A 13,690-nucleotide genomic window follows, 5' to 3' on the forward strand; every position below is an offset into this window, starting at 1 on the left:
TTACAAGCAAAACTAAACGGCCTCAGTCCGATGGAGTTCAGGACGAAGGCCGCTTGATTGATTTTGATTTTTATACTGTCTACTTGACGGGGGGCTGTTCACGCGGCAGTTGCTCCACTTTTTGTTAAATTAAAGGCAGATTAGTGCGACTGTAGAAAAAACAAAATTATTAATAGATTTATTTTTTCAGTAAGTCAGGTTTACGACATCATGTGGCATCAAAATAACTGTAAGTCATAAAACAAAGTTAATGTGAAATGAAAAGGGAGTTGATGAAATAAACAATAATCAAAATTTTAAAGCGATTTCGGAAAAACAATAACAATTAAAACAATTTTTAATTGTCGAGGAGGATTTATTTCATATGAGTACAATGTTGCAAACCACAACATCTGCATTCAACAAATTTATCTGTCTATATCTTCCGGCAGATGATCCACCAGCATTGCATGACTGGTATAAAGAGCATTTTAACTCAGCTAGTACGCGAAATCATTTTCTTTTTTGGGGACCTAAGAAAGAAAATGTAGTCAACTGTAATTTCATGACGGATGAATACATTCCGGGTGAAACGTACGAAATGTTTGCTGTTCGATTTGAAACAGATTGTATAGAAGCGTTGTATGAACGCCTGTCGAAAGCCGATGTTGCTTTGGAGCCGATGCAGGATTTGAATGATGAGGCATCCGTACCTTGGTACTTGAAGCAGATTGATCCCGATGCGGTTAGGGAGTTTAAATTGGCAGTGGAACAGTTTAATCAAGAACATCCGGAGCATGCAATAGAACTAATAGAATAAGACTGTTCTTCTAGTGAGATGAACTATAAATAATATTTTATTCAAGAAGTCAGGTTTGCAACATCTGTGGCATCAAATTAACTGTAAGTCACAAAAACTACGGAATTTCGGAGGTTATTATGAACAAAGAACCAGTCACACTAAACATTTTACTTTACGGTTGGATGGTAGGTGGATTTCAGAAATGCATAGATAAGTTCAATGAGAAATATCCCTGGATTACGATAAAACCTGTTCCCGCGGGACACGAAGATCTGAGATTAATCGAGTGGCAGAATAATTCACAAGAGAAGGGCCAGTCTGCGGATTTAGCGATAACTTACGAATATTATTACTGGATTGAAAGAGGGTTATTGGAGGATTTAACGCCTTATATTGAGAACGATAAAACGATGAATAACCCACATATTGTTGAAGGAACTCTGGAGACCTACAAAACAGGTGAACATACCTATACTGTTCCCGTAATTTTAGACACCTATTGGTTTTATGTGAATAAAGATTTGTTGAAAAGCTTAAATCTGGAGATGCCGTCGAACGATTGGACTTATGATGAAATGGTTGAACTTGCGACTAAGGCCACAGACGTTTCGATACATCAATATGGTCTTGACAATGGTCCACCCATCACATGGTATGTAAAATGTTTATATTCGATTGCGAATGGACATGCAGATCATCCATTTTTCATAAACGGGGATTTGACTGAAGGTCTTATTGATACACCTGAAGTCATTGCTGACCTTCAATGGCTTTACGATCTTGTTAACAAATATCAGGTGATGGTTAATGAAAATGTAGTACGCACTTTTCCGGAACCGCTGTTTTGTCAAGGAAAAACATTATTTGCAGTTTCAGAAAACCCGCCAGAACCTAGCTGGACCTTCGAATGGGACGTATTGCCGATGCCGAGGGGGACAAAGAAGCAAGTTACGATGCATCAAATTACACCAATGGGGGTACTTGCAGCATCACAACACAAGGAAGAAGCTTTCAAATTTATTAGCTTCTTCTACGAATTAGAAACGCAAAAATTTTTAGCGGATATTGGAAGAGTACCAACAATTAAACATCCGGAGCTAGATCAGTATTACGATGAAATGGACCACTGGAAGGGAAAAAACTTGGATGCAATTAAACTTTCCAATACAATAGGCTACCAGGAGCCGATTATTATGGATTCGGTTTTTCATTCCCAATATATGCCGCTTTATCACGACAGTAGCTGGAAGATATCTTCGGGTGAATATAGTTTTAGCGATATAACAAAAGAAATTGATAATTGGAGTAAAAATAAAGTTAAGTTTAATCCAAAAAAATAGTAGAGGTTGTTACGGCTAACGGAACGATAGACAGCAGGCTGCCGGAACAATCGGTAGCTTGTTCAGCTAACGGAAACGTTAGAGTAATCATTATGATTGGAGCAGGCCATGTATCCGGTAGATGAGGAGGAAGTAATATGAGTAGTGGCAATGTTGTTGAGGATGATAATGTAACTTCAAACAAAGAAAATGTAACAGGAAATGCTGAGTCAGTGAAGTCGTTTGCTCATCTGACGTACGGCGGAATTTATGCAAGTGATTTAGAGGAATCTGCAAAATGGTATTATAAAGCTTTTGGAGTTCAAATCGTTTCTATTAATTCCGATTTCGCAACAATGGAATATGCACCTGGTCGAATCATGTTTATGGGCAGAAATCCCGAATCTTCACGCAAGATAAGCTTTTCCACTAGAAACATGAAGGCTCTAAGGCGTCAATTGATTCTCGCGAATGCCGAGATCGAAGTGGATGAGGAATCCTTCATGCAAATTAAGGATCTCGATGGAAATACGATCGAGGTCCGATCGTTCAGCCCTGAATATCAAGGGCTGAATATATCCATGCCGAGTAAGTTCGTGCGTGATTTAATTCGCTGTCGACTCGAAGTAAGGGATGAGATGCACGTTATTGCAAAGCAAATTTACGAAGATATCGAATTTGATTCTGTCTCGACTGAGCTTATTTCCATATCTAAACATCATGGATTAAATACGAATGGAGACCCATTCATCGTATCTCGATATTTAAACGAAGTTGAGGCTGTCTTCACATGTATTGCTGTTACCGAACCATTTTCAGGAGAGCTGGACGGTGCGGAATACTTACAAATTCCAAAGCATGACTACGTTATATTCCCCGTATCCTATGATTTTAGTGAAAAGCTACGTACAGAACATTTCAATTATTTAGCGGGTTTTATGAGTTGGTCGTTTACAAAACCTGAGGAAAGCTACTACGTGCTTGAATACTACAAAGATGATTTCATCCACGTATATATGCCTTATTACTGGGATAAAGGCTGGCAAATCCATGATAATCTTAATAATAAGGGGGACGAAGCATGACCAGTAGGCAATACTTGGAGTTTTCCGTTTCTACTCTGTACTCCAGTGACATTCAAGCATCTGCCGAGTGGTACTGCAAGATATGGGGGTTTCAAATGCTGGAGTCGGGCCCCGATACGGCTGTTATGCAGGTTGTGCCCGGTGTAATTTTCTATTTAAGCACCGATGAGGATTCTGAAAGAGGATTGTCCTTTTCAACGAAGAGAATGGAAGAATTCCGAACGCATCTTGCCGAAAACAATATCGTCATTGAGGACGATCATGGACACTGGGTTGCGTTCAGGGATCCTGATAACAATAAAGTAGGTGCATGGGCAGGCGGTTTTGGAATGGAATTACTTGAGATCACAATTTAATTAGCATGGGCGCGGTAGACTCAATGATGGCTTGACTTTCTCCACAACACATTTTTAATCATGCTAGGCTAACGGGAACAAAAGTGGGGCAGTGCCGCGGCGGCTGCTCCACTACAATTAAACAATTTAAGTGTCGAGGAGGATTTATTTCATATGAGTAAAATGTTGCAAACCGCTACATCTGTATTCAACAAATTTATCTGTCTTTATCTTCCGGCAGATGATCCGCCAGTATTGGTAGACTGGTATAAAGAGCATTTTAATTCGTGTAATACACGAAAGCATACACTTTTTTGGGGACCAAAGAAAGAAAATGTGGTCAACTGTAATTTCATGACGGATGAATACATTCCGGGTGAAACATACGAAATGTTTGCTGTTCGATTTGAAACAGATTGTATAGAAGCATTGTATGGACGCCTGTCGAAAGCCGGTGTTGCTTTGGAGCCGATGCAGGATTTGGATGATGAGGGCAACTCGTTTGTATTTACCGATCCGCAAGGGAACAAGTTTCAAGTATGGCAGCATCCGGATACTGAACCCCAACCGTTGCGAGACGATGTTCCTGCATTAATCGGAGTAACCACTCTATTTTTCCCGGTAGCGAGCCCGGAAGAAACGCGCAAGTGGTATTCGGAGGTTAGCGGTTTGGAGTTAAATGATTCAGGGTGGCCGGTAACAAGAAAAGGACAAGAGCTTCGCTTCTACAGATCACTGGATCTGGGACCGACTCAGCCCTATCATAGACTTTGGTCGATCATTAATGTTGCTGTGGATGATCTTGATGCAATGCACCGTCAAATGCTGAAACAAGGACATAAAGTTAATAATATACATGACAGAGGCGGATGCGGGCGACAGTTCCAGCTATATGACCCCGATGGAAATATGCTGGATATGTGGCAACCGCAGACGATAATATGCAGGTCCAAGTTTGATAGTTTTGATTATAATTGGAAAAGAGAAGAGCAATATTGTATGGCCAATTCCGGCTTTGATGAGAACGAAGAACCAGCAGGATGGGATATTGATTCGTTTTTGGCGAGAGTGAAAAAGAGTGATTTGAAACATCGGCGCATCGTGATTCCGGGGTACAACGTATTACAAAAACTTGATCCTGAAGGGTTGGAATCTCTTTTAGAAACCCTGCATCAATTTAGTTTGGAACACCCTCAGCATGCATTTGAAATCATCAAGCGTGATTGGTGTCCGACCGATCCTGTTGAGCCCGCAACGATGGAGGACGTAGCTGATGTTAGAGAAGTATTTCTTCCCCTCACGGAACGCGCTGAGGGAATCTTAAAAATATACGGGAATAAATCGAATAGCCCGCATTGGAAAGACCGAATTGTGCTGATGATTACTCTTTTTATTTTTGATTTCGATACATTTTTTACAAAAGCACTAGAAGGCCGCCATGAAATTTTTCGACAAGTTAAAATTAATAATGATGAGGCATCCGTACCTTGGTATTTGAAGCAGATCGATCCAGATGCGGTTAGGGAGTTTAAATTGGCAGTGGAACAGTTTAATCAAGAACATCCGGACCATGCAATAGAACTAATAGAATAAGACTGTTCTTCTCGTGAGATGAAAAGATTTATAGGTTACAGTAAATTAAAAAAGGCGAATTAAATAAATTGCCATGTGTTGTCCTCTAACAACATCGTTATTGGAACCCACATGGTTTTTGAATTGTTTCTCTGAAAAGTAGTATTAGATGGTAATAATAAAGTAACGGATACGAGAATGGAGCAGCATGCCACGGCAGCTGCTCCTCTTGTTTGTTAAATATTGGTAGACAGACCAAAACAACCGATTTGGTTGATATTTTTGAATGTGAACAGGATCTAACTTTTGTAAGCATTGACGAGCAATTAAGTTTCTATAAAAGCTGGCTCAAGAGTTTGGGCTAAATTGTTACCTTAACTAATGGAAATCGTGTAATGACAACATTGGAGGGCAGTCGGACTCAGCTCCTCGACCGGTCTGCCGTCAAAGACGCTGACGTGAATTGAAGAAAATTCGAATATAATCGTTTCTTATTTTCTCTTCATCATTAGAAACAGCTAAACTAATTTTTAAAAGGTGCTTCAATTGCGATCGAAAGCAATCGGCTGCATCCTATGTATACCTGATATCCTAATATGAAAAAAAGCCACCTAATCAGGTGGCGTACTCGATTTTAGACATTATTTAAGCAAGGGATCTATTCCCAACCCCTTACAATATTAGTATAACCCACGGAAAAACATAAGTCTATAATTTAATGGAAAAATCCTTTATATTTGATATCTCAGCGAATAGCAAGGCAATAACTTCGGAAGGAGTGTATGTTTTGAAACCTGAACGAAAATTATCAATCTTTTGGCTGTTTCGTTATCTCCTTCCCGTCAAGGGGCGAATCGCCATTCTCTTGGGAATGCTGCTTACCTCAACCGTGCTTCAACTTATCAATCCGCAAATTGTTCAGCGGTTTATCGACACGGCTTCCGCCAAAGGAGCGATTGGGGGGCTGCTCAGTCTCGCCGGCATGTTTCTGGTCGTAGCCGTTAGCAACCAACTTCTCACTGTATCCGTAAGTTACATGGGAAACGATGTGGCCTGGAGAGCCACCAATAGGCTGCGGGCTGATCTGTTCAAACACTGCCTGCGGCTCGACATGCGCTTTCACAATCTTAAAACACCCGGTGAAATGATTGAACGCGTGGACGGCGACGTGACCCATATGTCGAACTTTTTCGCTTTGTTTGTTGTTCAAATTATCGGCAGCTTTGTTCTCCTTGCGGGTATTTTGGGTTATATGTTTGTTACGAATTGGCCGATTGCAACGACGATGACCGTATTTACCTGTATTTCCATAGGGGTCATGGTGTATATTCGCGACCTCGGGGTTACAGCAACACAAGCTGAACGACAAGCCAGAGCATCGCTGCTCGGTCTTATTGAAGAACGTATAGCCGGAATAGAAGACGTCCAGGCGAACGGAGGCGTACCGTATGTGATGAACCGCTTTCATCGAGCCATGCGCAGCGTCTTCCTGACCGGCCGCAAGGCATGGATGCTTCGGGTTGTCCCTTGGAACGCCACGGTCGTCTTATTCTCGGTGGCAGTCACGGTGGTGCTGATGATTGGCGTTTCTATGTATCTCAAAGGTCAAATCACCTTAGGCACGTTATATCTTGTCTATCAATACACGCAAATGCTGAACGATCCGATTGAACAGCTCGGTAACCAAGTGCAGGAATTTCAGAAAGCAAAATCGGGAATGCGCCGCTCCCGTGAAATCCTTTCTTTGCAAAGCGAGATTCGTGAAGGAACGGGGGACACGCTTCCTGACGGGGCTCTCGGAGTTGATTTTGACCAGGTGAGCTTTAGCTATAACGATGACAACCACGTACTTCAAGATATCAGCTTCTCCTTGCGGCCGGGGGAACGGCTTGGCATTGTAGGACGTACAGGCAGCGGGAAGTCTAGCCTTAGCCGTCTACTGCTTCGTATGTATAACACGGATAGCGGCGTAATTCGAATAGGCGGTACGGATATTCGATCTTTGCGGTTGGAAGCGCTGTACAAACGGGTCGGTATGGTCACGCAGGATGTGCAGTTGTTTGACGGGACGCTCAGGGACAATTTGACGTTGTTCAACAGCAAGGTATCGGATCACGAAATAATAGAGACCATCGAAAGACTCGGATTGCAAATGTGGATTGATAAGCTCCCCCACGGGTTGGATAGTCATCTGTCGGCTGGCGGAGCTTCGTTATCTGCGGGTGAAGCTCAGTTGTTCGCGCTGACGCGGGTTTTTCTAACTAAACCTAGCCTTGTTATTCTGGATGAACCTTCTTCCAAGCTCGACGCTGCGACGGAAGCCGCTTTGCAAGCAGCAGTAGATCAGTTAATGGAACATTGCACAGGCATCGTTATTGCCCATCGTTTGTCCACGTTGAAGAAAGTAGATAAGATCATGGTACTTGGCAACGGACGTATTCTCGAGTTTGGTGGGCGGGAAGCGCTCGCGCAAGACTCGTCCTCCCGCTTCGCAAAGCTATTACGAACGGATCGTCAGGAGGAATTTGCATGAAGGTAGGTCATTTTGTAGGGCGGCTGTTACGATTTCGATTATCGTTATATGTAATAAACGGGCTGCTATGGTGTTTGTTTCACTCCATACCCTTGCTATTCGGCATTGGAATGCAGTGGTTCTTCGACCTTGTCACAGGCGAGTCTCATAACTTTGCTTGGATAGCGATGCCGCTGTTGGTTGTTGCACTTATACGGTTTATCAGAGTCGGAATGTTTTTCGTCGCATTTTATAAATGGATTACCTATTCGTATCATTTGCAGGCCCTATTGCGTACGAACATGCTAGCCGGCATCATGCAGTGGCCTGGACGTAATCTTCCCGCCTCTCCGGGGGAAGCGATGACCCGGTTCCGGGATGATGTTGACGAAGTCGTCGAGTATGTAGAATCCTGGGTAGATTTCTGGGGGAAATTAGCGTACGCCATAATTGCAATCGCAATTATGGCCCGAATTAACTGGCCCATCACCGTCGTTGCGATTGTTCCTTTGTTAATCGTTACGCTGCTGAATAACTTATCCAGGGGCCGGGCGAGAAAGTTCAGTCAGCTAAACCGCGAAGCGACCGGGCGCATCACCAGTTTTATTGCTGAAACGTTCGGAAGCGTTCAAGCTGTGAAGCTGGGACGCGCGGAAGAGAATGTCTTAAACCGCTTTATAAGACTCAACGAAGCACGCAGACAGGCGGCACTTAAGGATAATTTATTTATGCAATGGATGCGATCGCTGAGCCAGCACGTGTTAAACATCAGTACCGGTATTATTTTATTGATGTGTGCCGCGCAGATGCAGGCCGGCCGTTTTACAGTCGGCGATTTTGCTCTTTTTACGATGTACGTGGGCTCCTTCGCATACAGTATCTCCCTATTCGGCTATATGGTTTTTCAGCACATGCGTTTGAAAGTGGCGGTTGACCGGATTCGGATGCTGTTTCGTCCAGGGACGCAAGACGACATTGTGGCTCATAATGACATTCATCTGTTCGATACGCCGCCAGATGTACCGGTATTTGACAAAAGCAGCGAGGATGAGCGGCTGAAATGCCTAGATGTAAAAGATCTCTCGTATACGTATCCGAATTCCGATAACGGGATTCAAAACGTCAGCTTCCGCTTGGAGCGCGGTAGATTTCTCGTCATTACCGGGAGAGTCGGTTCGGGCAAATCGACTTTAGTACGGACGCTTCTAGGACTTCTACCCAAAGAGGGCGGGACGATCGCGTGGAACGGAAAGACGGTTGACCATCCGGCTACTTTCCTGGTTCCGCCGAAAGCGGCATACACGCCGCAGGTGCCGCGCCTGTTCAGCGATCCGCTTCGCGAAAACATTACCCAAGGCAGCGGAGCTTCCCCGGATTCACTCGGCAATGCGATTCACATGGCCGTGATGGAGCAAGATGTTCAAGATCTCGAGAATGGCCTCGAAACGATGGTTGGCCCGCGTGGCGTCATGTTGTCCGGCGGACAAATTCAACGCGCCGCTACCGCCAGGATGATGCTGACGGAATCGGACCTGTTCATTTTTGACGATTTATCCAGCGCACTGGATGTAGAAACAGAGAAGCTGTTGTGGGAGCGTCTGTTTAACGAACAAGACGTTACCTGTATCGCCGTATCTCACCGCAGAGAGGCGCTAGCCCGAGCGGATCATATTATCGTGATGAAGAACGGACGTATCGAAGCGGAAGGATCGCTGCAAGAGCTGCTGACCTTCAGCAGTGAGATGCAGCTTCTATGGCAGGGGGAGGAACGAACGGCTGAGGATGATATGGAGCAGCTGGCATAATTAACTAGTAATCGGAAGCGCATTTGTAAATGTCTGTTAAAGTTAATACTACAAAGAACAGGCTGCCGATAAGTTATCGGCAGCTTGTTGCGCTTAAACGATACAGATTATTGTTCTAATTAGCATTATACAATACACTTTTATGTCCCAAACTAATGAAGCGGATGACGTTGCGAAATTCGACCATAAACGTTTGATTGCCTACATTGAACTAAACGGGAAGAACAAATACTTGTTCAGGACGTCTTACTCTTTTGCAGTTGGTTGCCTTTGCCATCATGGCCTACCCAAATTGTTCGATCTTTCGACAGTTTCCTTCCTTGCAGAATATAGTGGTAAAAGAGGTGAGACAAAATGAAGAAACAGAAACGAATCGATCGTAAATCCGCTGATTTTTTTCCGGTAAACGACATAGATTATATTGAGTTCTACGTCGGCAATGCCAAGCAAGCTGCGCATTTTTTAAGCAAAGGATTCGGTTTTCGACCGGTGGCTTATGCGGGGCTGGAAACGGGTGTGACGGATAAGGTATCGTATGTGCTCGAACAAAATAAAACGAGATTTGTCATTTCCGGCTCGCTTTCTCCGGATCATCCGATCGCGGATTTTGTCAAGAAGCATGGCGACGGCATCAAAGATATTGCACTCCGGGTCGACGATGTTGAAAGAGCTTATCATGAGGCAATCTCCCGCGGTGGAATTGCTGTCATGGAGCCGAGGGAATATTCCGATCCAAATGGAACGGTGAAAATGGCGGTACTCGGAACCTATGGGGATACGATCCATACGTTAATCGACCGAAGCGGTTATAACGGTCTGTTTTTGCCGAAATATGAGCCGTGTGAATTGCAAATCCCTCACCAAGCCACTGGTTTAATCGGATTCGATCACGTTGTGGGCAATGTTGAATGTATGGACGAATGGGTTCGATACTACGAGCAGGTCATGGGCTTTAAACAATTGATTCATTTTGATGATAAAGATATTTCCACAGAGTACTCCGCTCTGATGTCGAAGGTGATGACGAATGGTGGACGAATCAAGTTTCCTATCAACGAACCTGCGGAAGGGAAACGGAAATCGCAAATCCAAGAATATCTTGACTATCATCATGGTGCCGGGGTACAGCATATCGCGATTTTAACAAATGACATCATCTCGACAGTAACCATGCTTCAAAATAACGGCATTGATTTTTTGAACACACCTGATAGTTACTACGAAATGCTGAAGGAACGTGTCGGGACCATCGATGAGGATATTTCCAAGCTGCGTGAGCTGAATATTTTAGTCGACCGTGACGATGAGGGCTATTTGCTGCAAATTTTTACGAAGCCGATCGTGGACCGTCCGACGTTGTTTGTGGAAATTATTCAGCGCAAAGGCGCAGTCGGATTCGGTGAGGGCAATTTTAAGGCACTGTTCGAATCGATCGAACGGGAACAGGCACGCAGAGGGAATCTGTGATAGGGGGATCCAGATGAAAATCGATCCAGGTACATTGGATTGGAGAGATGCGTATAAGCTGCTGATTGGCTCCATTGTTCCGAGACCCATTGCTTTTGTGTCCTCTGTCGATCTGGAAGGGCGTTGCAATCTCGCTCCATTTAGCTTTTTTACCGGCATCTGTGCAGATCCGATGATGGTTTGCTTCGCTCCGATGATCCGGGGGACAGACGGGAGAAAGAAGGATACCCTCGCCAATATTGAGGCGACAAACCAGTTTGTTATCAACATCGTGGGAGAGAAGATCGCTGGACAGATGAATGATTGTGCTATTGAATATCCGCCTGATGTAGACGAATTCGAACAAGTCGGACTGACGAAAATGAAAAGCGAATGCGTCGATCCGCCGAGCGTCAAAGAGTGCGAAGTACATCTAGAGTGTACGCTGCATCAAATCGTTTCATTCGGTGAACAGCCGGGGGCCGGCAGCTTGGTCATCGGCCGGGTCGTTTGCGTACGCATCAATGACGAATTGTACGAAAATGGGAAAATCAATACGGTGAAGCTGCGGCCGATCGGAAGGCTGGCGGGGCAAGCTTTTACGCGGGCGGTTTCCGATACGTTTGAGCTGGAACGAAAAAAATAGCCGGGAAGCGAGGAGCGGCGGATGAAGTTCGTTACGTTTATTACGGTATCATCGGAGCAACGAGCGGGCTGGCTTGAGGGCGATAGCGTAATCGACATGAACATGGTAAGCGATGGTAACCTTCCGAATAATATGATCGATTTTTTACTGCAATCCGAACGATTCCTGCCTATCGCGAGCCGCTTGCAGCAGTTGCATCAATCCTGTGCAAGTGCTAATTCTACGAAACAACGAAAGGCGGTTTATCCTCTATCAGAGGTCATTTTGTGCGCCCCGCTTCCCAAGCCTGGCAGCGTACGCGATTTTTATGCGTTTGAACAGCACGTGAAGACGGCACGGGCTCAAAGGGGCTTGGAAATGGTTCCGGAATGGTACGAGATCCCTGCTTTTTATTTTTCCAATCCTCATTGTATTTTGGGAACGGAAGAACCTGTACGGAGGCCGAAAAAGTGCCGATGCCTCGATTATGAACTGGAAATCGCCTGCATTATCGGCAAGGAAGGAAGCAATATTAAGGCGTATGAAGCGGACAATTATATTTTTGGCTACTGCATCATGAATGATTGGAGCGCCAGAGACATCCAGCGCCACGAGGTGACAATCGGTTTGGGACCGGCCAAGGGCAAAGACTTTGCTACCTCTTTAGGGCCGTATCTGGTCACAAAGGATGAATTGGAGCCGTATCGTGACGGGGAGAGATATAGACTTGAAATGACGGCATCGGTCAACGGACGACGGTTATCGCACGGGAATTTCAAAGATATTTATTATACGTTCGGACAAATGATTGAACGGGCATCGGAAGATGCCGTTCTGTATCCGGGTGATGTGATCGGTTCAGGAACTGTAGGTACGGGGTGCATCCTTGAGCTCACGGGAGAGGATCATCTGTGGCTGGAACCGGGCGATGTTGTGGAACTGAAGGTCACTGGATTGGGTGTGCTGAGAAACAGGATTCAGTGAGGTTACAGTAGGAGGGAGGGGAAATATGTCGTTCTATCATCGTTTGGGCAAAATTCCAGCCAAAAGACATACACAATTTCTCAAGCCGGATAGCCAGCTTTACCGCGAACAGGTCATGGGAACGAAAGGCTTTTCCGGAATCCAATCGATTTTATACCATCATCATGCACCTACCGAATTGATCAAAGCACAACTATTATCCGAATGCGAACCGGAATATGAAGTGCCGGGGGCACTGCGGCATCGGCATTTTCTGACTAACAATTATAAGGAAGCGGGTGACGCTGTTACCGGAAGGCAGTATATGTTAGGCAACGAAGATTTGTTGATCGGCGTCGCGAGTCCATCGGATCCCATGAACTATTATTTCCGGAATGCGAACGGAGACGAGCTTCTGTTTGTCCATCACGGTTCGGGCAAGCTTGAAACGATGTTCGGCACATTATCTTACAAGCCTGGCGATTATATTGTGCTGCCTGTCGGCACGATCTACAAGCTGGTTCCCGATTCCGGGAAGTCAAAGTTTCTGTTCTTGGAGTCGAACAGCTGGATTACGACCCCGAAGCGTTACCGCAATGAACATGGGCAGCTGCTCGAGCATAGCCCGTATTGCGAACGAGATATTCGTGTACCTGAAACTTTGGAAACGTTCACAGAGAAAGGGGAGTATGAGGTTCGTACGAAAAAAAGAGGACGGATTCACTCTCATGTACTGAATCATCATCCGCTCAATGTGGTCGGTTGGGATGGATATTTGTATCCGTGGATTTTTAATATCGGCGATTTCGAACCGATTACCGGACGAGTCCATATGCCACCCCCGATTCACCAGACGTTCGAAGGAAATAACTTTGCGGTGTGTTCTTTTTGCCCCAGACTTTTAGACTATCATCCGCTGTCTATTCCGGCCCCTTATTATCATAGTAACGTGGATAGTGACGAGGTGCTCTATTATGTAAAGGGTAATTTCGGAAGCCGCCAAGGGATCGAAGAAGGATCCGTTACGATCCACCCGTCGGGTATTCCGCATGGACCGCATCCCGGAAAAGTCGAAGAGAGCATTGGAAAAAAGGAAACGCAGGAATTGGCTGTGATGATCGACACGTTCCGACCTCTACAGGTAGCCAAGCAGGCTCATGCGATTGAGGACAGCAATTACTGTTACAGCTGGGCTCCACGCTCGGACAAATAATGCGCCCGGAGCGCGAAAGGGTATGATGCTGAAC

General features: G+C 45.0%; 11 protein-coding genes. All 11 read left to right on the forward strand.

Annotated elements, in window-relative coordinates; all coding sequences use genetic code 11:
- Positions 1-364: 364 nt before the first annotated feature.
- The gene (locus AC0LWM_RS30935; protein ID WP_474678899.1) at positions 365-799 is read left to right on the forward strand and encodes a hypothetical protein; all 435 of its coding nucleotides are present in this window, start codon (positions 365-367) and stop codon (positions 797-799) included.
- A gap of 119 nt (positions 800-918) precedes the next feature.
- Positions 919-2,121, forward strand: a complete 1,203-nt coding sequence (locus tag AC0LWM_RS30940; protein WP_474678900.1) for an extracellular solute-binding protein — start codon at positions 919-921, stop codon at positions 2,119-2,121.
- Positions 2,122-2,258: 137 nt separating this feature from the next.
- The gene (locus tag AC0LWM_RS30945) at positions 2,259-3,185 is read left to right on the forward strand and encodes a VOC family protein (RefSeq protein WP_474678901.1); all 927 of its coding nucleotides are present in this window, start codon (positions 2,259-2,261) and stop codon (positions 3,183-3,185) included.
- Positions 3,182-3,541, forward strand: a complete 360-nt coding sequence (locus tag AC0LWM_RS30950) for a VOC family protein (protein ID WP_474678902.1) — start codon at positions 3,182-3,184, stop codon at positions 3,539-3,541. The genes AC0LWM_RS30945 and AC0LWM_RS30950 overlap by 4 nt, the downstream gene beginning before the upstream one ends.
- Positions 3,542-3,694: 153 nt before the next feature.
- Entirely contained in the window at positions 3,695-5,113 is a 1,419-nt protein-coding gene (locus AC0LWM_RS30955; RefSeq protein ID WP_474678903.1) for a VOC family protein, read from the forward strand.
- 757 nt (positions 5,114-5,870) lie between these two features.
- Positions 5,871-7,625, forward strand: coding sequence for an ABC transporter ATP-binding protein (locus AC0LWM_RS30960; RefSeq protein ID WP_474678938.1), 1,755 nt, complete (start codon positions 5,871-5,873; stop codon positions 7,623-7,625).
- Positions 7,622-9,409, forward strand: coding sequence for an ABC transporter ATP-binding protein (locus tag AC0LWM_RS30965; RefSeq protein ID WP_474678904.1), 1,788 nt, complete (start codon positions 7,622-7,624; stop codon positions 9,407-9,409). The genes AC0LWM_RS30960 and AC0LWM_RS30965 overlap by 4 nt, the downstream gene beginning before the upstream one ends.
- A gap of 354 nt (positions 9,410-9,763) precedes the next feature.
- On the forward strand, positions 9,764-10,876 hold the full coding sequence (hppD, locus tag AC0LWM_RS30970) for a 4-hydroxyphenylpyruvate dioxygenase (protein WP_474678905.1): 1,113 nt from the start codon (positions 9,764-9,766) through the stop codon (positions 10,874-10,876).
- A gap of 13 nt (positions 10,877-10,889) precedes the next feature.
- Positions 10,890-11,501: a flavin reductase family protein gene (locus AC0LWM_RS30975; protein WP_474678906.1), complete on the forward strand. Its 612-nt coding sequence runs from the start codon at positions 10,890-10,892 to the stop codon at positions 11,499-11,501.
- Positions 11,502-11,522: 21 nt separating this feature from the next.
- Complete coding sequence (locus tag AC0LWM_RS30980) at positions 11,523-12,464, forward strand: fumarylacetoacetate hydrolase family protein (RefSeq protein WP_474678907.1); 942 nt, start codon at positions 11,523-11,525, stop codon at positions 12,462-12,464.
- Positions 12,465-12,489: 25 nt separating this feature from the next.
- Positions 12,490-13,656 (forward strand): homogentisate 1,2-dioxygenase, encoded by a 1,167-nt coding sequence (locus AC0LWM_RS30985; protein WP_474678908.1) that lies wholly within the window; start codon positions 12,490-12,492, stop codon positions 13,654-13,656.
- Positions 13,657-13,690: the final 34 nt, after the last annotated feature.

Source organism: Paenibacillus sp. sgz302148, from assembly GCF_056120465.1.

Coding starts and splice junctions, on each gene's coding strand:
- AC0LWM_RS30985 (WP_474678908.1), top strand. CDS start 12,490: ATGTCGTTCTATCATCGTTTGGGCAAAATTCCAGCCAAAAGACATACA.
- AC0LWM_RS30980 (WP_474678907.1), top strand. CDS start 11,523: ATGAAGTTCGTTACGTTTATTACGGTATCATCGGAGCAACGAGCGGGC.
- AC0LWM_RS30975 (WP_474678906.1), top strand. CDS start 10,890: ATGAAAATCGATCCAGGTACATTGGATTGGAGAGATGCGTATAAGCTG.
- AC0LWM_RS30965 (WP_474678904.1), top strand. CDS start 7,622: ATGAAGGTAGGTCATTTTGTAGGGCGGCTGTTACGATTTCGATTATCG.
- AC0LWM_RS30955 (WP_474678903.1), top strand. CDS start 3,695: ATGAGTAAAATGTTGCAAACCGCTACATCTGTATTCAACAAATTTATC.
- hppD (WP_474678905.1), top strand. CDS start 9,764: ATGAAGAAACAGAAACGAATCGATCGTAAATCCGCTGATTTTTTTCCG.
- AC0LWM_RS30950 (WP_474678902.1), top strand. CDS start 3,182: ATGACCAGTAGGCAATACTTGGAGTTTTCCGTTTCTACTCTGTACTCC.
- AC0LWM_RS30945 (WP_474678901.1), top strand. CDS start 2,259: ATGAGTAGTGGCAATGTTGTTGAGGATGATAATGTAACTTCAAACAAA.
- AC0LWM_RS30935 (WP_474678899.1), top strand. CDS start 365: ATGAGTACAATGTTGCAAACCACAACATCTGCATTCAACAAATTTATC.
- AC0LWM_RS30940 (WP_474678900.1), top strand. CDS start 919: ATGAACAAAGAACCAGTCACACTAAACATTTTACTTTACGGTTGGATG.